25 protein-coding genes are annotated in these 22,743 nt (G+C 69.0%); 14 read left to right on the forward strand and 11 right to left on the reverse strand.

The features are described from left to right. From ACIA73_RS04105 to ACIA73_RS04115, 3 genes are read left to right on the forward strand one after another with little or no spacing between them, the layout of a single operon-like run. A complete protein-coding gene (locus ACIA73_RS04105) occupies positions 1-966 on the forward strand; it encodes a carbohydrate ABC transporter permease (RefSeq protein WP_399436674.1) in 966 nt (321 codons plus the stop codon). Next, positions 963-1,823, forward strand: a complete 861-nt coding sequence (locus tag ACIA73_RS04110; RefSeq protein WP_399436675.1) for a carbohydrate ABC transporter permease — start codon at positions 963-965, stop codon at positions 1,821-1,823. The genes ACIA73_RS04105 and ACIA73_RS04110 overlap by 4 nt, the downstream gene beginning before the upstream one ends. A gap of 8 nt (positions 1,824-1,831) precedes the next feature. After that, complete coding sequence (locus ACIA73_RS04115; RefSeq protein ID WP_399436676.1) at positions 1,832-3,214, forward strand: GH1 family beta-glucosidase; 1,383 nt, start codon at positions 1,832-1,834, stop codon at positions 3,212-3,214. 56 nt (positions 3,215-3,270) lie between these two features. Here the strand turns inward: ACIA73_RS04115 and ACIA73_RS04120 are convergent, their stop codons facing one another. Further along, on the reverse strand, positions 3,271-4,065 hold the full coding sequence (locus ACIA73_RS04120) for an amino acid permease (protein WP_399436677.1): 795 nt from the start codon (positions 4,063-4,065) through the stop codon (positions 3,271-3,273). Positions 4,066-4,212: 147 nt separating this feature from the next. After that, on the reverse strand, positions 4,213-4,410 hold the full coding sequence (locus tag ACIA73_RS04125; RefSeq protein WP_399436678.1) for a hypothetical protein: 198 nt from the start codon (positions 4,408-4,410) through the stop codon (positions 4,213-4,215). 156 nt (positions 4,411-4,566) lie between these two features. Between ACIA73_RS04125 and ACIA73_RS04130 the strand changes: the two genes are divergently transcribed. The 3 genes from ACIA73_RS04130 to ACIA73_RS04140 all read left to right on the forward strand — a co-directional run bounded on the left by ACIA73_RS04130 (position 4,567) and on the right by ACIA73_RS04140 (position 7,308). Then, positions 4,567-5,385, forward strand: a complete 819-nt coding sequence (locus tag ACIA73_RS04130; RefSeq protein ID WP_399436679.1) for a DUF6042 family protein — start codon at positions 4,567-4,569, stop codon at positions 5,383-5,385. 609 nt (positions 5,386-5,994) lie between these two features. After that, positions 5,995-6,765, forward strand: a complete 771-nt coding sequence (locus tag ACIA73_RS04135; protein ID WP_399436680.1) for a hypothetical protein — start codon at positions 5,995-5,997, stop codon at positions 6,763-6,765. Positions 6,766-6,810: 45 nt separating this feature from the next. Further along, complete coding sequence (locus ACIA73_RS04140; RefSeq protein ID WP_399436681.1) at positions 6,811-7,308, forward strand: DUF5949 family protein; 498 nt, start codon at positions 6,811-6,813, stop codon at positions 7,306-7,308. A 137-nt stretch (positions 7,309-7,445) separates the two neighbouring features. On the opposite strand, the gene ACIA73_RS04145 is transcribed toward ACIA73_RS04140, so the two are convergent. Then, a complete protein-coding gene (locus tag ACIA73_RS04145) occupies positions 7,446-7,856 on the reverse strand; it encodes a rodlin (RefSeq protein ID WP_399436682.1) in 411 nt (136 codons plus the stop codon). Between the two features lie 271 nt (positions 7,857-8,127). Between ACIA73_RS04145 and ACIA73_RS04150 the strand changes: the two genes are divergently transcribed. From ACIA73_RS04150 to ACIA73_RS04160, 3 genes are all read left to right on the forward strand, one after another. Next, positions 8,128-8,526, forward strand: coding sequence for a rodlin (locus ACIA73_RS04150; RefSeq protein ID WP_399436772.1), 399 nt, complete (start codon positions 8,128-8,130; stop codon positions 8,524-8,526). Between the two features lie 393 nt (positions 8,527-8,919). After that, positions 8,920-10,989 (forward strand): reprolysin-like metallopeptidase, encoded by a 2,070-nt coding sequence (locus tag ACIA73_RS04155; RefSeq protein WP_399436683.1) that lies wholly within the window; start codon positions 8,920-8,922, stop codon positions 10,987-10,989. A gap of 207 nt (positions 10,990-11,196) precedes the next feature. Next, positions 11,197-11,436, forward strand: a complete 240-nt coding sequence (locus ACIA73_RS04160; protein ID WP_399436684.1) for a chaplin — start codon at positions 11,197-11,199, stop codon at positions 11,434-11,436. A 74-nt stretch (positions 11,437-11,510) separates the two neighbouring features. Here the strand turns inward: ACIA73_RS04160 and ACIA73_RS04165 are convergent, their stop codons facing one another. The 5 genes from ACIA73_RS04165 to ACIA73_RS04185 form a co-directional block, all read right to left on the reverse strand. After that, complete coding sequence (locus ACIA73_RS04165; RefSeq protein ID WP_399436685.1) at positions 11,511-11,744, reverse strand: hypothetical protein; 234 nt, start codon at positions 11,742-11,744, stop codon at positions 11,511-11,513. Between the two features lie 142 nt (positions 11,745-11,886). Continuing rightward, the gene (locus ACIA73_RS04170) at positions 11,887-12,204 is read right to left on the reverse strand and encodes a hypothetical protein (protein WP_399436686.1); all 318 of its coding nucleotides are present in this window, start codon (positions 12,202-12,204) and stop codon (positions 11,887-11,889) included. 225 nt (positions 12,205-12,429) lie between these two features. After that, positions 12,430-13,113: a chaplin family protein gene (locus tag ACIA73_RS04175; RefSeq protein WP_399436687.1), complete on the reverse strand. Its 684-nt coding sequence runs from the start codon at positions 13,111-13,113 to the stop codon at positions 12,430-12,432. Between the two features lie 204 nt (positions 13,114-13,317). Beyond that, complete coding sequence (locus tag ACIA73_RS04180) at positions 13,318-13,551, reverse strand: chaplin (RefSeq protein ID WP_399436688.1); 234 nt, start codon at positions 13,549-13,551, stop codon at positions 13,318-13,320. Between the two features lie 293 nt (positions 13,552-13,844). Continuing rightward, entirely contained in the window at positions 13,845-14,084 is a 240-nt protein-coding gene (locus ACIA73_RS04185; protein ID WP_399436689.1) for a hypothetical protein, read from the reverse strand. Between the two features lie 327 nt (positions 14,085-14,411). Between ACIA73_RS04185 and ACIA73_RS04190 the strand changes: the two genes are divergently transcribed. Together ACIA73_RS04190 and ACIA73_RS04195 are read left to right on the forward strand one after the other, a co-directional pair. Continuing rightward, positions 14,412-14,777 carry a hypothetical protein gene (locus tag ACIA73_RS04190; RefSeq protein ID WP_399436690.1) on the forward strand — a complete coding sequence of 122 codons (366 nt, stop codon included), beginning with the start codon at positions 14,412-14,414 and terminating at the stop codon, positions 14,775-14,777. 1,274 nt (positions 14,778-16,051) lie between these two features. Next, a complete protein-coding gene (locus tag ACIA73_RS04195) occupies positions 16,052-16,672 on the forward strand; it encodes a M12 family metallo-peptidase (RefSeq protein ID WP_399436691.1) in 621 nt (206 codons plus the stop codon). 372 nt (positions 16,673-17,044) lie between these two features. On the opposite strand, the gene ACIA73_RS04200 is transcribed toward ACIA73_RS04195, so the two are convergent. Together ACIA73_RS04200 and ACIA73_RS04205 are read right to left on the reverse strand one after the other, a co-directional pair. Continuing rightward, positions 17,045-17,323: a hypothetical protein gene (locus tag ACIA73_RS04200; protein ID WP_399436692.1), complete on the reverse strand. Its 279-nt coding sequence runs from the start codon at positions 17,321-17,323 to the stop codon at positions 17,045-17,047. A gap of 469 nt (positions 17,324-17,792) precedes the next feature. Beyond that, positions 17,793-18,338: a GNAT family N-acetyltransferase gene (locus ACIA73_RS04205; RefSeq protein ID WP_399436693.1), complete on the reverse strand. Its 546-nt coding sequence runs from the start codon at positions 18,336-18,338 to the stop codon at positions 17,793-17,795. Positions 18,339-18,601: 263 nt separating this feature from the next. On the opposite strand from ACIA73_RS04205, the gene ACIA73_RS04210 reads away from it, so the two are divergent. Both ACIA73_RS04210 and ACIA73_RS04215 read left to right on the forward strand, forming a co-directional pair. Next, entirely contained in the window at positions 18,602-19,369 is a 768-nt protein-coding gene (locus tag ACIA73_RS04210) for an ABC transporter ATP-binding protein (protein WP_399436694.1), read from the forward strand. Then, entirely contained in the window at positions 19,369-21,738 is a 2,370-nt protein-coding gene (locus tag ACIA73_RS04215) for an ABC transporter permease (RefSeq protein WP_399436695.1), read from the forward strand. Before ACIA73_RS04210 ends, ACIA73_RS04215 begins: the two co-directional genes overlap by 1 nt. A 245-nt stretch (positions 21,739-21,983) precedes the next feature. On the opposite strand, the gene ACIA73_RS04220 is transcribed toward ACIA73_RS04215, so the two are convergent. After that, on the reverse strand, positions 21,984-22,457 hold the full coding sequence (locus ACIA73_RS04220) for a hypothetical protein (RefSeq protein WP_399436696.1): 474 nt from the start codon (positions 22,455-22,457) through the stop codon (positions 21,984-21,986). Positions 22,458-22,522: 65 nt separating this feature from the next. Here ACIA73_RS04220 and ACIA73_RS04225 point away from each other — a divergent pair, with 65 nt between their 5' ends. After that, positions 22,523-22,690: a DUF6629 family protein gene (locus ACIA73_RS04225; RefSeq protein WP_399436697.1), complete on the forward strand. Its 168-nt coding sequence runs from the start codon at positions 22,523-22,525 to the stop codon at positions 22,688-22,690. The last annotated feature ends 53 nt before the right edge of the window (positions 22,691-22,743 follow it).

A 22,743-nucleotide genomic window follows, 5' to 3' on the forward strand; every position in this document is an offset into this window, starting at 1 on the left:
ATGCCGACCACCACGACCGCCACCGGTCCCACCACCGCTCCCGCCGCCCCACGGGTCGTGCGCGGGGGCGGGAGCGACCCGCTGCGCAAGCGGCGCCGCCGCAGGATCTCCCAGTGGGGCTTCATCGCCCCCGCCGTCGTCTTCATGCTGCTGTTCTTCGGCTACCCGCTCGTCCGCAACATCGTGATGAGCTTCCAGGACTTCTCACCGTCCACGTTCTTCGACGGCGAGGCCCCCTTCAACGGCACCGACAACTGGAGCAAGGTCTTCCACGACGAGCTCTTCGGTCAGGCGCTGTGGCACACGGCCCTCTTCACGATCGGGTCGCTGGCCGGCCAGTTCGGCATCGGCCTCGCGCTCGCCGTCTTCTTCACCAAGCGCTTCCCGCTCAACGGGTTCCTCCGCTCGCTGATCCTGCTGCCCTGGCTCGTGCCCATGGTGGTCTCCGGCATCGTGTGGCGCCGCATCCTCGACCAGGACACCGGCGTCCTGAACTCCTTCGCCGACACGCTCGGCCTCGGCGGCAGCACCCCCTGGCTGACCAGCCCCGGCATGGCCCTGTTCTCGGTGATCCTGGTGAACATCTGGATCGGCATCCCGTTCAACATGGTGATCCTCTACGGCGGCCTCCAGGAGGTCCCCAGGGAGATGCACGAGGCCGCGTCCCTGGACGGAGCGTCCGCCTGGCGCACCTTCCGCTCCATCACGCTGCCGCTGCTCAAGCCGGTCATCACGGTCGTGCTCGTGCTGGGCTTCATGTCGACGGTCAAAATCCTCGACCTGATCCTGGCCCTCACCGACGGCGGACCGGCCGACTCCACACAGACGCTCGGCACGCTCACCTACCAGAACTCCTTCGTGGAGCTGGACTTCGGCGCCGGCGCCGTCGTCGGCAACGTCCTGATCCTGATATCCGCCGTCTTCGCGGTGTTCTACCTGCGGGCCAACCGCTCCGAGGGGAAGTGACCGGCATGGCGACCAACCAACCGTCCGTCGTACGCATGCCGAACCGCACCGCACCCGGGCGCCGCTGGGGCGCCACCGCCGCCGGTGTGCTGTTCCTGTGCGTGATGCTGTTCCCGCTGTACTGGATGATCAACACGGCGCTGCAACCCGAGTCGGGGCTGCTCGAAGTCGCCCCCGTACCGACCTCGCTGGACCTGTCCGGCTTCACGGCCGCTCTCGGCGAGCAGGGCGGCCACCTGCTGACCTCCCTCGCCGTCGCGCTCGGCGCCGTCGCCATCTGCCTGGCGATCGCCGCGCCCGCCGCGTACGGCCTCGCCCAGTTCCGGCTGCCGGCCGCCAAGGGCATCGTGTTCGGCACCCTCATCACCCAGATGGTGCCGGGCATCGTCATCGCCAACGCCCTCTACAGCGCCTACGTCGATCTCGGCCTGGTCAACTCCTACTTCGGGCTGATGCTCGCCGACGCCTCGCTCGGCATCCCCTTCGCCATCGTCCTGATGCGCTCCTTCATGCTGGCCATCCCCCAGGAGGTCATCGAGGCGGCCGAGGTCGACGGAGCGAGCAAGCTGCGTACGTTCGTCCAGGTCGTGCTGCCGATGAGCCGCAACGCCGTGATCACCGCGGGGCTCTTCTCCTTCCTGTACGCGTGGAGCGACTTCATGTTCGCGCTCACCCTCAACACCACCGACGACGTCAAACCCGTCACGCTCGGCATCTACCAGTACATCGGCGCCCACGTCGGCGACTGGGGCCAGGTGATGGCCGCCGCTGTCCTGTCGGCGGTCCCGGCGGCCGTGCTGCTCGTCCTCGCCCAGAAGTACATCGCCGCCGGGATCACCGGCGGATCCGTCAAGTAAGGCTTCCGATGCGCGACTTGCTCCCTTCCTTCCCCTCCGGCTTCGTGTTCGGCGCGGCCACCGCCTCGTACCAGATCGAGGGTGCCGTCGCGGAGGACGGCCGCGGCCGCTCCATCTGGGACACCTACAGCCACACCCCGGGCCGCACCGACGGCGGCGACACCGGCGACGTGGCCTGCGACCACTACCACCGCTACCCCGAGGACGTGGCGCTCCTGCGTGGCCTCGGCGTCGGCTCGTACCGGTTCTCGCTCGCCTGGCCGCGCATTCAGCCGACCGGGCAGGGGCCGGTGAACCCCAAGGGCCTCGACTTCTACTCCCGCCTGGTGGACGAACTCCTCGAAGCGGGCATCGAACCGGCGGCCACCCTCTACCACTGGGACCTGCCGCAGGCCCTCGAAGACCGGGGCGGCTGGCGGGTCCGCGACACCGCCGAACGGTTCGCCGAGTATGCGGCGATCGCCGCCGACCACCTCGCCGACCGCGTCCCGCGCTGGATCACCCTCAACGAACCCTGGTGCAGCGCCTTCCTCGGCTACTCGGTGGGCCGCCACGCACCGGGCGCCAAGGAGGGCAGCGGCGCTCTCGCCGCCGCCCACCACCTGCTCGTCGGCCACGGCCTGGCCATGCGGGCGCTGCGCGCGGCCGGCGTGCGCGAGGCGGGCATCACCCTCAACCTCGACCGCAACCTCCCCGCCACCCACTCGCCCGCCGACCGCGCCGCCGCCGACCGTGCCGACACCCAGCACAACCTCGTATGGACCGAACCGCTCCTCGCGGGCCGCTACCCCGTCACGGAGGCGGACACCTGGGGCGAACTCCTCACCCACCAGGACTTCCGGCGCGACGGCGACCTCGAACTCATCGCCCAGCCGATGGACTTCCTCGGCATCAACTACTACCGCCCGATCGTCGTCGCCGACGCCCCGTACCGCGAGAGCGACCCCGCGCAGCGCGTGGCCACCGACAACCGCTACACGGAGCAGCCGTACGGGGACGTCCGCCGCACGGCGATGAACTGGCCGGTCGTCCCCGAGACCTTCACCGACCTCCTGACCTCCCTCAAGGAGACCTACGGCGACGCCCTCCCCCCGGTCCACATCACCGAGAACGGTTCCGCCGAGCACGACGAGATCGCCGCGGACGGCGCCGTCCACGACGCCGACCGCGTCACCTACCTGCACGACCACCTCACGGCACTGCGCGCCGCCATGGACGCCGGCGTCGACGTCCGCGGCTACTACGTCTGGTCCCTCCTGGACAACTTCGAGTGGGCCCTCGGCTACGCGAAACGCTTCGGCATCGTCCACGTCGACTACGCCACGCAGCAACGCACACCGAAGGACAGCTACCACTGGTACGGACGGCTGATCGCTGCCCACCAGCGGTGAGTCACGTGACGTGCCCGGCCGCCCTGACACGGCCGGGCACGTCACCGCGGCCCCCTCTACCCCTCGCGGCGCAGGCGCACCGCCGCGACAGCGCCCAGTACGGCCCCGACGGCCAGGACGATGAGGCCTCTGATCCAGACGTCCCGTTCGACCTGCGTCGCGAGCAGCACGCAGGAGGCGGCGCCCAGCACCGGAACGGCGGTCGGCGCGCGGAAATGAGGGCTCCGTTGGCGACGGCCACCAGGGCGATATCGCTGAAGAGTTCGGTGGGGACCCCGCCCGCCACCCGGACGACTTCGAGCAGGGGCCCGCTCGACGCGGCCAGTTTCTCGGTCGGTACGGGCTGCCGCCGCAGCGGCCCCGACCAGCGCGTACACCGCTCCCGCGGTGATCAGGGCGCCGAAGAGCGCGCGGGGGTAGGAACGGCGAGGGTCCAGGGTCTCCTCGGCCACGTTGACCGACGTCTCGAAGCCGACGAAGGAGTAGGAGGCGAGTACCGCCCCGCTGAACAGGGCCGCCACGGGGCCCTCGCTCGCGGTGCCCAGGTCCGTCAGCCTCACCGGGTTCCCTTCGCCGCGCAGCACGATCCAGCAGCCCAGCCCGATCACGAGCAGCAGCCCGCCGACCTCGATGACGGTGGCGACGACGTTGGCCCGGGTCGACTCGCTGATGCCCCGGGCGTTCAGCAGCGCCAGGGCGGCCAGAAAGAGGGCCGGTACGAGGGCGAGGGGAAGCGTGACGAACTCGGCGTAGGAGGCGGCAGTCAGCAGTGCCAGGCACAGGGCGGCGATCAGCGGGGCCCACACCGCACCGCCGGAGTCGGCCGCCACCTGCCCGACCAGAACGTACACACCCTGACCGGGCGGGGGCTGTTTCGACGTCGTCCCGTATGCCCGCCCGAGTGGCCGGCAGGCGGCTCGTCCCCCGAATGCCGGATCCCGTCGAAGCAGTTCAGCGGATCCATGGCGACCCGGGTCACGGCCCCGCAAATCGGCCTGTCAGGTTTCCGCCATGCCGGGGATACGGCAGCGCACATGCTGTCCAGGAGCTGCGCCACCACCGACCTCACCCCGGTCACCGGCGATGTCGTCCACTCCACCGATCTGCCCGGCACCCAGGACATCGTGACCGCCGACCTCGCCGACCTCGCCGACTTCGCCGACCCGGACGTCGGCGGCGTGCAGGTGAGCGCGCACGCCGGTTCCGTGCCGGCACGGCGTCCTGCGCCCCCGTGTCCGCGAGCAACTAAGCCTTGCCCCGGGCCATTTGGCATGGATGTGATGTTCGTGAGATTTTGCGCGCCTCGCCGGATAGGCTGCGGGCGTCGAGGCGTTTTCGAGGAAGAGCTGAGCATGACTGCTAACCCGTCCGTGCCCGGCCCGCGCCCGGATCTGGCGATGCACAACGACTGGTTTCCCTCGGGCTGGGACCACGTTCTGCCCCGCCAGGGCGTCGCTCTGACCATGCTGATCGGGACCGCGTCCCAAGGCTTCACCGGCTCACTGGACGAGCTCATGCAGGAGGCCTTCGACGGCCACTGGGACATGATCGGCGGTGACCTCGACGGCACCCTCACGTTCTTCTGGCCCGATGGGCAGTGGCACTACGAGGACGAGCCGGCGGGCCGCGAGGCGTCCGAGGCGGCCCGCTGGGACCAGTTCAGCACCATGCTGACGAAAGCCGGGTTCCCTGTCCCCACCACGGCGCGGGACCTGGCCGAGCTCTACCTGGCGTGGGGCCTGGCCCACCGCGAGGAGACCCAGGACGGCACCCGGTGGTCGATGCCCGACACGCTCCCGCTGCCCGACGACCTGCTGCCCCTGGACGCCGAACTCACCGAGCGCATTGACGGGATGCGCTGGTCGATGCGCACCGGCCCGCTCGTCAACACCCTCGTCGACCACCTCGCCGACGACCTGGGCGAACCGGAGGAGACCCTCACCTCCCTGGAACGCCTCGCGGCCGGCACCGGCCAGGAGGTCGACGACGTCCGGATCGCACTCGCGGAACTCGTGGAGTCCGGCGAAGCCCGCCTCCAGCGCGGCGAGGAACCGGCCGACGCGCAGCGCCTGGAGGCCCACCGTCGCTTCCGCCTGGTCATGGACTGGCAACTCTTCCACGATCACCACCCAAAGCTGCACGTCGTCGGACAAGACCCCGCACGGGCCTGACGGGACCGAAAGACGCAGTGGTGAGCCGTACGGGCCGGACGGGAAGCCCCCCGCCGCACGTTCTGCCTCCTTCCGCACGACCGCCCCAACCTCCCCGGCGACCCCACGTGCCCCTACCGAGCGGGCTCCCCGCTGGAAGCCGGTGCAATTCCGGGCCGGCAGCGGTTGTGCCGTCCGGCAGACCGTGGCGTCCCGCCAATGAGCCCGGCAGGGGGCCAGACTGTCGGTGCTGCCCAGGTCACGGCCGGGCGTTCTTGAGGAAAACGCGCTGGAACGGCGCGCGGTGCGCGCACCCCGGTCCCCTTCTGACGCAGCCTCAGCCCCGGCGCGTGATGCGGAAGGACAACCATGGCGAAGGACGGCCGACGGGTGGAGGCCATGGGTTCCTCGCAGTGGCACGCGAGAGTCGCATCCGGCACAACGTCCTTTGAGGCAGAGCCCCCCGACGCCGGATTCCACCCCTCACCGACGCGTCCCCCCTTCCTCCTGAGAGAGCTGCTGACGGAATGCGTGACCGCTCCCGCAGCGCCCCTGTGGAGCGGCCCCGCGACAACAGGCCCGATCGGCTTCACCTCCCAAGTCCTGGGGACGGCCGTCCCGGTCAGCTGCGTGCTGAATCTCGCGGGCGCCTTGGCAGGTGCCGGCCAGGACGCGAGGCTGACGCCGGAAATACTGGATCCCGGAAGACGCGCGGTGATCGTCCATGAACGGCGCCGCTTCTCCCTGACGCTCGTCTGCGCCGGCCTCGATGAACTGTGCCGCCATCCCGGCTGCGACTGCCCCGCACCCCATCCGCAGATCGTCTTCTGCGACGAACATCTGGCCGACTGCAATGCGGACACACTCACCGAGATGGCACACCGCTGGGGGCTCGGGCAGGACCTCGGCGACCACCCGAGTCGTGGCGAGGGAAGCCCCGAGGCCGAACTCCTTGCCCGATCAGCCGCCGCTGCCGACGCCTGCGACAGAGTGATCACCGTGCTGGTGGACGCCCTCTTCGCACAGCAGGAGCACGACGCGCCAACCTCCTGGTCCCAGGAGAAGGAGTGGGCCCTGCGCGATGCCCGTGAACGAGGGCGGCATCGGCTCACAGAGATCTGCCGAGCCGAGACGCACCACATCCGCCGGCAAACCGGACAGTGCGCCACCTGCGACAGCCCCTCGGCCCGCATGCGCAAGCCGGTATCCCCCCACGGTTCTGCTCCGCCTCCTGCGCTCTGCCGGCGCCCCGCACGCGGCCGTTGCCCGTCGCCGAACGTCCCGCGGCCGCGGACGGACCGCCATAACCCACGGACCGCGGGGAGTGCGGGCACGACACGCGGCCACCGCACGGATACACGTAAGGGCTATCAGCGGGCGCTTCTTAGCCTGAGTGGGTGACACAAGCCTCTGAACGGTCAAGCGGCGCAACTACTGTCCTGTCGCATGACTTCAACCCAGACCAAGGCCCCGCTCAACCGCGCCCACTTGGGCACCATCGCCGTTCTCCCCTGGGCGGGCGAGCACGTCGACGACGGCCATGACGCCGCATTCCTGCTCGCCTACCCCCTGGGCGACGGCGCCGGCACCGACGAGGAGGGCGACGCCGCAGTCCGTGCAGTGCTCGCCGGGGCCGGACTCACCACGGGCGGGCCCATCGCCAACGGTGCACTCTCCACTGTTCCCGTGACTCTCATGGTGGACGGCGGCAATGCAGTCCTGACCATGCCCGACCTCAACGTCACCTGCGCTGTCCCGCCGGAGTGGACCGCTGCCACCGAGAAGCGCGGCCAGGTACATCTGATGTTCACCACGCGCCCCTGGCCGGACCACAAGCCCGGACAGCCGGTCACCGAGAACGAGCTCCAGGCCTTCGTGGGCGATGAGGACACCATCACTACGGCCGCCCACTGCCGCCTTCCCGCCGCTCGCCTGCGCAAGTAGCCGCTCACGCCGCGCACATGTGGGGCCCTGCGAAGAATTCTTCGCAGGGCCCCACACTGCTCACCTCATCCCCATGCGCGCGAGCGGCTGTTCACACGCACGTACCGCTTACCGCTCCAGGGCGCTCAGCCCTGGTGTCAGCGGTTGTTGGCGCCGTTGCCGGAGAGAACCGGGAAGTCCTCCAGGATGTGCGAGAGCGGCTCGTCACCCTTGGCCTGGGTGGAGTTCTCGACACACTGCTGGTTCTGCGGCGCGGACAGGATCGGGATGTCCTGGACGCCAACCGGGACCACGCCCACGAGGGAGGTCAGGTTGGCCTTGGCCGGCAGGCCGACACAGGGCTTGTTCAGCGAGCCCTGGACCAGGGACATCTGCGGGCTCATGTCACCGGCGGTCTCAGCGTTGCCGTAGTGCTGCTCGGCGCCGTTGCCGCTCATCGACGTGGTGCCGCCGTCGTCCGCGATCGCCATGGCCTGGGGGGCGGCGATGACGCCGAGGGACATGGCGGCTGCCGCGACCGCAGAAGAAACCATCATCTTGTTACGCATGGAGAAAACCTCTTCGTTACCGGGGGGCTGGCTGCTTACTTGCTCCCTAACCGCCCGGCGACTGGTTTGGTTCTTTCCGTTCACCCGAATGGCATAAGAGCTACTCAGCCGGTGGCTCCGCACGTACTTCCAGTAAGTCGGTTCGTCGCTCTAACTGCCCGCTGGAGGCAACTTTGCCGCCATTCGGGTGAATGCGGATAACCAAACCTCCTGCCAGAAGTTCTGCAGGGGGCTCCACGAGGGGTACTCCATGGAAAAGAAGGACGCAGAGATGAAGAAGATCATGGCGACCGCCATGCTTGCAGCCGCCACGATGAGCCTCGGTGCCACGCAGGCCATGGCGCTCGCCGACGACAACGGCACCACCTCCAAGAGCGGCAACGAGGCCGAGCAGCACTACGGCAACTCCAAGACCGCCGGTGACATGAGCCCGCAGATGTCCCTGGTCCAGGGCTCGCTCAACAAGCCCTGCATCGGTCTGCCGGCCAAGGCCAACGCCACCTCGCTCGTCGGCCTGGTGCCGGTCGGCGTCCAGGACGTCCCGATCCTGTCCGCGCCGCAGAACCAGCAGTGTGTCGAGAACTCCACCCAGGCCAAGGGTGACGAGCCGCTCTCGCACCTGCTCAACGACTTCCCGGTCCTCTCGGGCAACGGTCACCACAACCGCTGATCCTCCGTGTGTGCAGCCTGCGGGCTGCACACACCTGCCGGACCTTTCCACGCAGTACTGAGCCCCCCGAGAACCAATTCGGGGGGCTCAGTACTGTGCGTTTTCGTCATGCGGAGGAATGAGAACCTGAACGACAACGCGGCGGTTTTCGACGGCATGAAAGCCGACGGCTGTGAATCCCGCCTGGACAGGTTCGAGTGTCAGATTACCGCATGCCCGCGGAACGCTCGACGACACTCACCCGTTTGCTCGTCGCGTCCTCAGTGGAATACGCATAGCCAGTGACTTGCCGCACGGCACGCGGGTGATATCACGGAACGCCGCGATGCCATAGCACCTCTGTCTGGGAATGGAGGGTGTGTCCCATTCTCACCGGCAGGAAGCAGCTGACACGTGAAGCGCAGCAACAAGTGGGCCGGAGGCATCGCGCTCGGCGCGATGGTCCTCGGTGCCACCGGGTTCTCGGCGCCGCCCGCCCCGTTCCACCCGCAAGCCGCAGTATTCAGCGGCCCCGGCTCGATGCTGTCCGTGGCGCCCCCTGCCGAGGACACCACCCCGGAGGACGGTGGCGGCGCGGAGGCCGTACGCCAGCGCGATGCCATGCTCAACCGTCAAGCGCTCGACGCCCTGTGCCAGGGCCCCTCCGACCGTGAGTACACCTTCCCCCTCTTCGACGACGTGACCGTCGAGGTGGTCGAGCAGTCCCGCAGCGTCATCGGCGACGTCACCGTGATCAGCGCCGCCGTCAAGGGAGCAGTCGGCCAGCAGGTGGTCGCCACCGCGCAGGGAGCCTGCGACGGCACGTTCGGCAACGAGCAGGTGACAGCCCACTTCATGCTGGGCGGCGACAACTACGCCCTTGAGTCCACCGGCCCCGGCCGGGTGTCGATCACCCAGGTGACCCCGCTGGGCGACGAGGACGAAATCGACATGAGCATGCCGCCCGCCCCGGCGGCCGCACGGCCGGCCACACCGCGGGCGCTCCCGGTCGCCCCGGACAAGGACTGCCGCCAGGGCAGCAAGTCGGCTCTGATCGACCTCATCGTCGGCTACACGCCCAAGGCCCTCGCCGAAGCCGGCGGCGTCAGCCAGATGCGCGCCGACATCACCAGGTCCGTGGCACTCACCAACGACGCCCTGGCGGACAGCAAGGTCAACGCCCGCATCCGCCTGGTGCACATTCCCCCGGTCAGCAAGGTCCCCGCTGCCCGCGACGGCGTCACCCAGGACCTGATCAAGGCGCTCGCCACTCCGCGTGACAACCTCCTCGACGAGATGCAGGCCCTGCGCGACAAGCACGGCGCGGACCTGGTTTCGGTGATCGCCGGCGGAAGAGCGGCAGGCGGCCTCGGCTATTCGCCCAAGGCCCCCGCGAAGTCCACCGCCAACTACGGCTACAACGTGGTGGCGCACGCCGCGCTGAAGAACTTCTCCCTCGGGCACGAAATCGGCCACAACCTCGGCTCCTCGCACGACCGCGTCACCCAGCCCAACCAGCCGCCGCCCTACGGCGCCAACGGGTACTTCCCGAAGACCGGCGAATTCGCCTCCCTGATGGCCTACGAGTCCGGGTGCCGCAAAGCCACCAGCGGCAAGTGCGGGCGCATCAACCAGTTCTCCAACCCGCTGCTCAGCTACCGCGGCCAGCCGCTGGGCGTGCCGCTCGGCAAGCCCAACGAGGCCGACGCGGCCCGCGTCTTCAACACCACCACCAAGGCCATCGCCACCTACCGCGACACCAAGTCGAGCGACACCCTGTGCGCGGTCAGTACCGCGGTCACCCCCGCCGGGGCCGGCACCGTCGAGGCCGCCCAGCCCGGCCCGTACCCCAAGGGCACCGCAGCTCTGTTCACCGCCAAGCCCAAGCCCGGCTACGTCTTCGCCGCGTGGACGCTCAACGGGCGCAACTACGGAACCGACCGCACCCTCAACCTGCCCGTGACCGCCGACCGGCAGCTCACCGCGACCTTCCGCAAGGGCTCCACCCCGCAGAAGAGCGTCCAGACCTCCGCCACCCGCGGCGGCACCGTGAAGAAGGCGCCCGCCAAGCGAGGCGGCCCCGCCACCGACACCCTGCTCTACGACGCGGTGCCGGCCCCCGGCTGGTCCTTCTCCGGCTGGACCCTCAACGGCTCGCACGCCGGTGACGACGACACCATCGAACTCGCGCTGGACGACGAACACCTGCAGCTGCGCGCGGAGTTCGACCGCAACAAGTACGACCTCGACACCGAGGTTCGAGGCGGTCGAGGCACGATCGCCGTCTCCGAGCAGGGCCCCTACGCCGAGGGAGACACCGTTACCGCCACCGCCACCCCGGCACCGGGCTACGTGTTCACCGGCTGGCTCCTGGACGACGAGGAGTACGGCGGAGACACCGACAGAACAATCGGTGAAACCGCCATGTCCTTCAGCGACGACCGTGACCACACTCTGACCGCGGTCTTCTCAAGGAAGCGCTGATCCAGCCCGAGTGAACGCATTGCGCCCGGCCCCTCATCGGGGCCGGGCGCAATGCTTTTCACGTGAACTGAGTAATACATGGAGAAAGAATTATCAATAAGCCATCGGTGGGAAAATTTATTCAGCAGTCCATTCTGCTTTCCGGCCTGTGCTGCGGGTGTGTAAGGATCCTCGAAACACCCCGACTTCTCCAGGAGGTAAATCAAAATGAACGCTGCGAAGAAGGCTGCATTCGTCCTCGCCACCGCCGGTCTCGCTGCTGGCGCCGCCGCCGGTACCGCTGCCGCCGACTCCGAGGCCGAGGGCGCTGCGACCCAGTCCCCGGGTGTTATCTCCGGCAACCAGGCGCAGGTCCCCGTGCACGTTCCGGTCAACGTCGCCGGCAACACCGCCAACGTGATCGGCCTGCTCAACCCGGCGTTCGGCAACGACGCCGCCAACAGCTGATCACAGGCTGCGCAAGAAGGTGGGGCCCCACACAGCATCTGTGGGGCCCCACCTTCTTATCGTGCTGTTACCGCTCAGAGCAGGCCGATGCCCAGACCCAGGCCCAGACCGACGCCGACACCGGTGTAGTGCGGGTACCAGCGCGGGTCATCAGAGCAGTACACCTTCCCGTGGTGCAGCCAGCAGCGGTCGATCGCAGCAGGCTTGACCGACGATTCGGCAGCTGCGGCCGACGCCGTACCAGCCAGCGGAAGAAGGGCAGCGGCCGTCATGGCCGCCAGAACTACGGTCTGTCCGAACTTGCGCATGTGAACTCCCATGGAGGGGGATGGAGACGCAAGGAGGCATACCGCCGCACGCCCGCATCCTCCCCAATGGCCCTCCACGTCACGCCTGCGGGGCAACCGATTAGGCCAACTGCCCCCTGCAAGCGCGATCAGCCAAGCGCAATCAGCCGAGGGGGAGCCCGCCGAGCATCGAACCCGCGCCCTTTCCGCCTACCGCGCCCTCGACCAGCTCCATCGGGTCCGAGTCCTTGGCATCGGTCACCATCTTCGCCGCGCCCTTCGCCTCATCGACCACCGGCAGCGGGGCATTGAGGGCCTTGGTGTGCGTGTTGTACGCGTCCACCACCTGCGCCAAACCGGAGTTGAGGCTCATCGACGGGTTGGTCGGCATGGCGCCGGGCTGAGCGATCGCCGCCGAGGATCCCGCAGCGACGGCAACCATCGACACAGCGAGAACCGAAGCAGCCTTCGTGTACTTCATGTAAATCTCCTCATTCTCCGTGGTGGTTCTTAGGGATTTCGGCGCTGTGGGACTTCCTCACGTGGCGCCTGCACCGTGACTAACGCGCGCCCGACCTCCGGAGAAACTGAATCCATGCTCAATTCCTCGAACTTCACCCGCATGCCGGGAACGAGGGGACAAAAAGGTGGGGCAGGCCTTTGAGGCCTGCCCCACCGGAGCAGCATCGTTCGCTGCCCGCCCGAATCAGTGCTGGGCAGCGCGTCCGCGACGGGTCAGCAGCACGCCACCAGCAAGAAGTGCCGCACTCAGGGCCGCAGCGCCGCCGAGCTCACCGGCACCGGTGTGCGCCAGGTGGGGCTTGCCACCGGGCTTGCCGGGCCCCGCCGGGGCTTTCGGCGGAGTGGCGGGGGGCTCGTCCGCAGCCGGGGGCTCGTCGGCCGGGGGCTCGTCCGCCGGAGGTTCGTCGGCCGGGGGCTCGTCCGCGGGGGGCTCGTCGGCCGGGGGCTCGTCGGCCGGGGGCTCGTCGGCCGGGGGCTCGTCCGCAGGCGGAGTCGTCTTGGCCGGCCCGTTGGAGCACGTGTTGCCGAACGCCGGGTTGAGCGCAGCCACCACGTTCACCGTGTTGCCGCAGGCGTTGACCGGAACGTGCACGGGGACCTGCACGTTGTTGCCCGACCCGACACCCGGCGACCCGGTGACCTTCGAGGAGGCCGCCGCGCCGCTGCTCTTGCCCGGCTTAGCCGAGGAGCTGTTGGTGCACTTGTTGCCGAACGCAGGGTTCAGCAGGCCAATGACGTTGACCGTGTTGCCGCAGAGGTTCACCGGAACATGCACCGGAACCTGGGCACTGTTGCCGGAGATGACCCCCGGCGAGTTCGAGACCGTGCTGTCGCCCACCGCATCGGCGTGGGCATAACCAGTGGTCATGGAGAGCACACCTGAGACGGCTGCTGTTACCAGCACGCTCTTACTCAAAACCTGTCGCACTTCGCCGTTCCCTGTCTTTCATGCTTGCGGGGCAAGCCGATTGCTCACCCACACATGAGGAGGCATTGATTGGGCAGCCCCCGAACACAAGGCGTGTATTCAGGGGCTGGCCAGGTCCGAACACACGAGGGTTCGGATGTGGAATTACTTGTTGACGCAGGTGTTGCCGAATGCCGGGTTCAGCAGAGCGATCACGTTGATGCTGTTGCCGCAGACGTTCACGGGAACGTGAACCGGAACCTGGACGACGTTGCCGGAGAGGACGCCGGGCGAGTTCGAGGCCGCGGCGTCAGCGCCAGCGTCCGCCATCGCGGGGGAGGCCGCACCCAGGGCCATCAGCGAGCCGGCGATAACGGCAGCAACCTTCATGCGCTTCATTTTGTGACCTTTCTTTCGACGGCACTGTGCACAGCACGTATTTCGTGATGCACGAGCCATTAAGGAATCCCGTAGCACCGTCGTCGCTATTCGTAACGAGCCGACAGCATTGAGGAAACTAATTTAGTTCTGCGAACTTCAGCGGTCACCCGAAAGGAGCAGTGCCTCATTGGAAAGACTCAAGAAAGCCTTCAGCGGACAAGGCAGGAGGATGAGGAACCCGCAGCCCGGCCGGCTGTCCAACGGTGGGCGTCCCTACCGGCCACACCCACCGAGCGCACAGCAGCGCGGCGTCAGCCGCCGATCGGGAGGCCGCCGAGCAGCCCGGCCGCGGGTCCGACGGGCGATCCGCCCTTGGTCAGCCCACCCACCACAGGGAGCCCGCCCAGCAGATCGTCGGCCGGCGCCGCAGCGGCCGGGCGCGGCTTCGGCGCCGCCTCGGCCGCAGAAGCCTGAGCGGTGCCCGCGGCAGCCAGTGCAGAGCCCGAAACGAGAACGGCGAGTGCAGTGGCAGAGGCCTTGTGATGACGCATTGACTTCTCCTGTGTGTGGTGTGGCTGGTCGCAGTCGCAACGAGCCGCGCCACTCAGAAGTAACGCGCCCCGCCTCATCCTTGGGGGCCGCGAGGTTCAGGCCCGCACCTCGCCCGCAGACGGCTCAGCCGGGGTCAATCACCCTGCAGCGGTACCCGGCAGAGACGGGCGATCCCTCAATTCCGGCCTGCTCCGGCCGAGTCGATAGGGTGAGATCCAGGAACTACGCGTCTCCAATGGCCCTCCCCTGCGTTCTCCAGAGGTGAAACGGCAAGCGCCGTCCCGGCAGTTGCCGTCCCAAGCCCACCGCACGGACAGGACCCCCCCATGAAGTACACCCACGCCACTGCGGCCCTCGCCGGAACACTCGTCGCCCTCGGGTCGGCCGCTCCGGCATTCGCTCACCACGACACCGGCCATGACGTGCCCCAGTCCGTCCAGGCTGCCGACGCGCAGGCACAGCTCGACGCGGTGAACGCTGACCAGATGAAGCAGCTCACGGACGTCGCCACCCCCCAGAAGTTCCTCAGCGACGTCAAGTCCAACGTCGACGGGCTGCAGCTCAGGGAAGAAGCGGCCGCGCGCCAGGTGCACCCCGGTGGCCCCAACGCCGTTCCCGCTCCCGGCGCCCTGCTCGGTGGGCTCGCCGCCGGCGGCGGACCGGTCGGCGTCCCGCTCGACTCGCTGGGCTGACTTCTCCACCCGCGCCGGTGCGCAGCCGCATGCTTCCTCTGCTTCGCGGCGAAGCACCCGCAGGACCAGGACCAGGACCAGCCGACGGCCGGCCGGGGCTTGAGGGTGGCGGCGCGGAAGCAGGACGCAACAGAACAAGGCTGCCTCCGCACACATCTGCGGAGGCAGCCAGTTCCTTCCACCAGGCCGCTGCCGAGTGCGCCGAAGGAATGTCCGGGCGGGCCGGCGCGCGTTGCGCCGGGATTGCCGAAGGCCGTTACTTGTCGGCGAGCCAGAATGCGAGGGCTCCCAGGGCCAGGGCAGTACCGAACGCGGCCTGCGCGATTCTCACCAGAGATTCTTCCGGCCTCTGGTCCGACCGCTGTGCCCCTCTGCGCGCTGCGGCCTGTCGGTGGTCCACACAGTCGTGGACCGGCCTGGCGGGAAGGGCGCGGGCATTCACGAGGGGATTCATAACCATGAGAACAACCTTGGAGCGGCATGAGAAACGCCCTGCGGGCCGGAGCCACCCAAACGCCGACCCGCTGCGCGGCCAGCTGATTTCCTGAGGTCTCTCGTTCGGCCGACACCAAGGGACAAGAGGTGTCCAGGGAGTGTGAATTGTGAAGATCGCACGCCGGGAACAGCCCTCGCAGCAACGTTTCGGCGGCCTCTTCGTTTTCCAGGCGTACGACTGCTGGCCCGTTCCCTGGCTGCCGTACACGAAAGGGGGCCCAAACCCATTGCGGCCCCCTTTCGCAGGCCCAGGCCACTCAAAGCGCCGGATCGGGTTTCCTCCGGCGCCACTGTGCTCGGATAGTTCCATTGGCCGGGGGCGCCTGGCCAATATCGGCATCCTGGCCGGGCCTGATGCAGCCGCGGTTGTCCGACAGATGCTGCCCCTCAGGGAATCCGTGGCGCGCGGCTCCTGACGCATCCAGCCCTCACATCACGCCCCTTCCGGGTTTTGACGACCCGCCCGTTTGGCCGACTACCCCGGGCCGGGGCGCTGCACCCGGTGCTAGACAAGGGACATGTGCGCAACGCTCTCGCCGGTCATAGCCACCACCGCAACGGGGCTCATGCTTTCCGCTCTCGCCCTCGGCGCCGCCGTGCCAGGGGGCGACGCAGACGCACATGAATCCATGAAGTGGAAGACGGCGACGTCGGTCACGCCAGGCGTCCGAGCAGCGTGTCCCAGGGTCGACGTACTGGGGATCTACACGACCAGGGCCACGAAGGCTGTCGGTGGCAGATACCGGATCTCGTTCGCGTCCCGGGCGATTGCGGATCGCATGAACCTGTCCCTCAAGCGCAGCGGAGTGTGCGGAAGGATCCGGTTCGTCAACTCCTACACAGCTGCCGACTACACCGGGCCCGAGACCGTCGACTCGGCCTACGACCACCTGAAAGACCCTCACGACCAGTCGCTGGGCGCGCAGGCGCACCGCCTGCGTGATCAGTACGCGGCAGACCTGGTCGTGCTCCTGGTCGATCAGGAGTTGCGTGGCGGAGGCAAGGGCGACTACACCACCACGCTTGACCACTCAAGTGGCGAATTCGCCTACTCCGTCGCCGACGTGCAGGGCATCCACCAGGACTCCGTGAGCCACGAGTTGGGCCACAACCTCGGACTCGCGCACGACCGGCGCACCATTGCCGCCGATCCCACCGGCACGATGAGTATCAGCACCACACGCCCGTACAACACGGGGTGGATCACACCGGACGGCAAATACCGCACGATCATGGCGTACGAAGAATCCTGTCGTTCCGCCTGCCGGCAGATCAGTCGTTTCGCGAACCCCGAACAGACCTACAAAGGGCAGCCGCTCGGCGACGCCTCGAACGACAACGCGCGAGTCCTGCGGCAAACTCTCCCGATTGTCGCCGGCTACCGGACCGCCCGCCCCTAGCCGCACCCCCGACGGCTTGGGACGGTGAGGCGTCTGCCGTGAGGGTGCAGGGGGCGCCGGAATGGGCTCGCTGGACGAGGATGCGGTCCGGAGGCGGGTCGAGGAGCTGGGGGGGCGATCCCGCGCCCTTGGCAGCGCAGTTGGGGCTCTGTGCAGGCAGAAGCGGACGACCTGCGCCTCGGGCGGCGCCTCGCTGACCTCGCGGCTCCCGCCTTTCGCCGTCCGCCCTCGCCCGCGAGAGCGTCAACGGCTCAGCCAACCGACGCACCCCTCCGGGTATCCATCCAGCCTGAGCCACTTTCACCGGTCGGAGACGTTGCCTCTACCGGCCCCGGAACCCACGTCTCCCCGCACGGCCCCCCGCTCGGCGGGTCATTCGGCGTCCGGGGTGCGCGGGGGCGCGGCCGGCGGTCGCACCTGCCGTTCCAGTACTGCGGTGAACTCCGCGACAGCCGACTCCTGCTGGGCCAGGAGAGCCATGAGCGTGGACTTCTCGCGGGCCGCCGTCTGCAGCGTCGCAACCCGCTCTGCTTCGGCCCGGGCCGCCTCCTCCTGCGCCTGCCGGTAGCGCTGCTGCGCGTCCACGAGCACCCGCTCGACCGCCTGGCAGCGCGCCACAGCGGTACGCAGCTCCTGCGTCTTGTCGTACATCAACCTTGCCCAACTCCCGGAGAGACACCTGCATCGAAGGGACATGCGCGGGGCTCCATGCACCCCACCGAAAGGGGAAACGATTCACCTCCAGCCGACTTGCACCGGCGCCCGCTCCCAGCGTGGCGGAGCGGGTGGCACCCAACAGTCGTCAGTGCGGCGCGACGGTGCCGATGCGGGGGATACCGGCAGGAGTCGTGCCTCGCTCGGATCCGGGCCGCAGCCGGTGCGGGCGGCCTCGGGAAGGGCACGTCCCTGCTCGCGCCAAGCCTGCGCCAGGGCATCGAAGATGGGCGTGCCGCTGTCCGCGGGCTGCGGGGACGGTGGGGTCGGCTGCGGAGGAGACAAGAGTGGCTGCTGTGCAACGTGCATAACCGGGTTAACGACCGTACCCGTCGCCTCGTGACGGGCTGCTGCTCGCGAGGGACCCCCTATCGGTACGGTCCGGGGGTCGCCAACCAACACAGCGTCAGAAAGTGATCCAGTAGCGGGACTTGGGGCCGAGTACGGTGTCCCGTACGTCCTCCAGCACACCCCCGGCGCGCTCGATCACGCGCACGGACGGTGCGTTGTCCGGCGTGACGGTCAGCAGCACCCGTTCCATGCCCCGGCCCCGGGCCTCGGCCAGCATCGCGTCCAGCGCCCAGCCCGCGAGCCCCCGGCGGCGGTAGTCCGGGCGGACGCTGTAGCCGATGTGCCCGCCCGCCTCCAAGAGGAACGGGCTGAGGTCGTGGCGTAGTTCGGTGGCACCCAGACAGACGCCGCCCGCCATGATCCACCGGTACGTCGAGTGCACCCGCCCCGGTGCGGGCTCCACCGCCGGGTCCGCGCAGCGCAGCAGGCGCTCCACCCAGGCCGCGAAGCCCGCCGGGCCGGCCGTGTCGTCGTCCTCGCCGAGTCCGGAACCGTCCCTGTGGGACCCGGGTGGCCACTGGGCGTGCTCGGCGAGCCAGGCGGTGTGCAACCGGGCGTCCGGGCGGACGAGTTCGGGCCGGAGGTCTGCGAGGGTGCTCATGTCAGAATCCTAGGTGCCGAGGTCCGCGAGCCCACCTCGTTCCAGCAGATACAGGACCCGCGCTTCCCTTCCTTCCGCACCCGACCGGCCTGTACCGGCTCGTGCGGACGAGCCGCCCCTCCAAGGCGGAGGACATGGCCCCCACCAGAGGGTGATGCCGAGCAGCACCACCAGCAGCGGGAGCCCGGGGTAGTGCTGGCACTACCCACGAAGTAGAGGGTGGATCAGTGCCCCGGCCTCCCCTCCTGCGGTGAGATCAATGCATGACGACAACGACGCAAACCTCCGTACACGACGCGGTCGAACTCCACGGCGTACGCAAGGTCCACGGCACCGGCGACCACGCCGTCACCGCACTCGACAGCATCTCCATCGACTTCCCCCGCGGCACCTTCACCGCGATCATGGGCCCCTCCGGCTCCGGGAAGTCCACCCTGCTGCAGTGCGCGGCCGGACTGGAGCAGCCGACCGAGGGCCAGATCGTCCTGGCGGGCGTCGACATCGGCAAGCAGAACGAGAAGCAGCGCACCGAGCTCCGCCGCAAGCACATCGGCTTCGTCTTCCAGGCCTTCAACCTGGTCGAGTCGCTCACCGCGGCCCAGAACGTGGAACTGCCCTCCCGCTTCGCCGGCCGCAAGGTCGACCCCAGGGCCGTCGCCGCCGCGCTCGCCTCGGTCGGTCTCGCCGAGCGGTCCAACCACCGCCCCAGCCAGCTCTCCGGCGGCCAGCAGCAGCGAGTCGCCCTCGCCCGCGCCCTGGTCACCCGCCCCGACGTCCTCTTCGCCGACGAGCCCACCGGCGCCCTGGACACCGTCACCTCCAAGGAAGTGCTCAGGATGATGCGCATGCTGGTCGACCAGGAGGGCCAGACCACGCTGATGGTCACCCACGACCCGGTGGCTGCCTCCGTGGCGGACGTCGTCGTCTTCATCAAGGACGGCCGGATCGCCGACCGCATCCAGCTCCACCGCGACCCCAACGCCAACAACGCCGCGGCCATCGCCGCCCACATGGCCCGGCTGGAGGCGTGATGTTGATCATCGCGAACGTACGCGAACGCTGGTCCAGCTTCCTCGGAGCCTTCCTCGCCGTCATGGTCGGCGTGGCCCTGATCACCACCACCCTCGTCATCTACGACTCCAGCCGCCCCACCGTCCAGGACCGCTACACCGGCGCCGCCGCACTGGCCCTGCCGCAGCAGGCACTGGAGACGGACGGCAGCCCCGAGGACCGCATGCCGTGGAGCGGGGCCGAGGCCGCACCGATCCGCGCCAAGCTGGACGCGGTCCCCGGAGTCTCCTCCGTCGTGATCGACCGCTCCTTCTACGCCCAGGCCATCCAGGGCGGCAAGCCCGTCACCGACGAGGGCGCCGCCGAAGCCGGACACGGCTGGGGCAGCGCACAGATGGCGCCCCACAAGCTGGCCTCCGGCCGGGCCCCGAGCGCCGCCAACGAGGTCGTCGTCGACCGGGCTCTGGGCGTCGCCGCAGGCAGCAGCCTCACCGTCAACATCACCCAAGGCCGCAAGCCGTTCACCGTCGTCGGCACCGTCGACGGCCCCGGCTACTACTTCAGCGAGGCCTTCGCCGCCAAGCAGCAGCCCGGCGTCAGCACCTTCGGCCTGATCGCCGACGAGGGAGCCTCCGCCTCCGCCATCGCCGCCGGCGCCCAGCAGATCATCGGCGACAAGGGCTCCGTCCTCACCGGCGAAGCCCGCTCCGAACTCCAGCCCCAGTACGTCGAGCACAAGCGCAACCTCGGTGTCCAGCTCATCGGCGCCATGGCCGCGCTCGGGCTGTTCACCACGGTCTTCGTCGTCGCCTCCATGCTGGTCCTGTCGACCGGGATGCGCCGCCGGGAGATCGGCCTGCTGCGCACGATCGGCGCCGCGCCCGGTCAGATCCGCCGCATGATCCTCGGTGAGGCCGCCGTCGTCGGCCTGCTCGGCTCCGTCGTCGGCTGCCTGGCCGGCATCGCCGCCGCCCCGGTACTGCGCGACATCCTCAAGGGCCTGGACGTCACCCCGCCCGGCATGGAGATCAGCGTGGCCTCCTGGCCGCTGCTCACCGCCTCCGCGGTCGGCATCGGCGTCAGCGTCATCGGTGCCTGGGCCGCCGGCCGCAAGGCCGCCAAGGTCGCCCCGATCGAGGCCCTGCTCGACAGCCGCTCCGCCAACAGCGGTATGGGGCGCGGCCGTTGGATTACCGGACTCTCCGTGCTGGGACTGGGTGCGGTCCTGGCCATCGGCACCGCCACCACCGGCGCCGACAGCCGCATCAGCATGGCGCTCTTCGCCACCATGACGCTCATCGTCGCCGCCGCCCTGCTGGCCCCCGCCCTGGTCGGCCCCATCGGCCGCCTGCTCACCGCCCCCTTCCACAAGCGCGGCAAAACCGACTCGGTACTGATCCGCTCCGAACTCACCGCCAACTCCCGCCGCGCCGCCTCCCTGGTCGCCCCCGTCGTCGCCGCCGTCGGCTTCGCCGTCCTGCTCAGCGGAGCGGTCGAGACGATGCGCGTGGCCTACCCGGCGGGCGAAGCCCTCAAGGTCGCCGGCCAGACCATCGTCACCTCCGACACGACCCCCGGAATCACCGACGAGGTCGTCGCCGCCAACCCGGTCGGCAAGGCCTCCGTCCCGACCCGCGCCTTCATCGGTGACAAGCACACCGTCCTGGATGTCCTCGGCACCCGTGACCCCAGGTGGAACAAGCCCTGTGAGGCCGTCCTCGGCCGGCGCACCGCCACCGACCTGGGCCTGAAGGAAGGCCAGAGCACCCCCGTCCGGTTCGCCGACGGCACCACCGTCAACCTGAAGATCAGCAAGGTCCTGCCCGACGACCCGGCCCGCGGTGACTTCGTGGTCGCCCGTGACCTGGTCCGGGCCCACGACCCGGCCGCCCTCACCGACGACATCTTCGTCCCCGCCGGCCACAAGGCCTCCGCAACGGTTCCCGGCACCGCCGTCCACGACGCCCTGCAGTACGCCCTCGCCGACTACAACACCGACGCCAAGCTCACCGACAGCCTGGCCTCGATGCTCATCGTCATCGCCGTCGGCTACAGCGTGATCGCCGTCGCCAACAGCATGGCCATGGCAGCCCACGGCCGCCGCCGCGACTTCGCGGTCATGAAGTCCGTCGGCGGCACCGTCCGCCAGCTCCTCAAGCTGGCGGCCGGCGAGACCGCGGTCCTGGTGGGCGTCGGCGCCGGCCTCGGCATCCTGGTCACCCTGCCCCCGCTGGCAGGCATGGCCTCCGGCCTCTCCCAGGCCACCTCGTCCGACGTAGGCCTCCACCTGAACAACGGCGCCATCACCACGGCAGTCGTCGGCACCCTGGTCGCGGCGGTCCTGGCGGGGGTGATGGTCACCGCCAAGACGCTGAAGAAGCCCGTCTGACCCACACCACGAACCACGAACACTGCCCGCCCGGTACGGAGGAGAAAGGAGGCGAGAACCCCCAGAACGACAACAGCGGGCAACACACCACCAGGCGGCCCCGGGATCCCCGGGGCCGCCCCCGTGCACTCCCGATGGCTGTGCAGGCGAGAACGAGGCAGGCACTCATTCCGTGAGGACGACCACCGGAATTCCCGTGCAGTGACGTAGCGTCACCCGAAGCCGTGGTCGACGTGCGCAGCGCGCTACCGCAACGGCCCCTGCTCGTCGATGAATACACTGGGGGCCGAGAGGAACACCTCGGCGCCGACCGGGCCGTATGCGATGTTGAACGTGTCGAGCCAGTACGACCAACCGCGGATTCCGGCCGCGCTGCTGAACCGGTAGTTCAGCTGCCGGCGCACCCACTGTTCGGAGACGAGCCGCACCGCCGGAGGCCGTCGAGGCCGGGGCGGCAGACCAAACAGGGGCTGCACCCGGGGAAGGACACGCAGCGTCCCGTCGACCTCGCGCAGCTGGACATCGACCTTGCGCAGGTCCTCCCCACTGTCGTACGGGTCAAAGCCGTCCCTCTCATGCATGCGGATCACGTGCGCGCAGGAGGCTGCGGCGCGCGGGAGAGCAAATCCGACGGGGGCAGCGTTCCTGCGCGCGGCAGGCTCGCCGCCCCGGGATTTCTTCGTCCAGGACGTCCGGATCCACTGCACAGTGACCTCCACGCCGCTCGCCTTCCGGTCCGTCGAGGAAGCCACTCTACGAACATCCGGCGCTTGATCATCGTGAGGTGTGCCCCACTGCCGTTGGAGATTTCCCCGGCCGCCTCGCGGCGAAAGGCTCCAAGTACGTCTCGACGTGGTACGCGTTCGCCGCGGTGTGCTCGGTGGTCCTGCTCCTCCGGGCCAGAAGGAACCGCCCGCCGGTCCCACGGCCGTCAGGTCCCCCGGCTCCCTGAGAACGGTGGAGCTGCCCGGGACGGTGCCTCCGCGTTCCTGAAACCCCAGGGCT

Source organism: Streptomyces sp. NPDC051561, from assembly GCF_044454195.1.
In the GTDB taxonomy this organism is placed as follows: Bacteria; Actinomycetota; Actinomycetes; order Streptomycetales; family Streptomycetaceae; genus Streptomyces.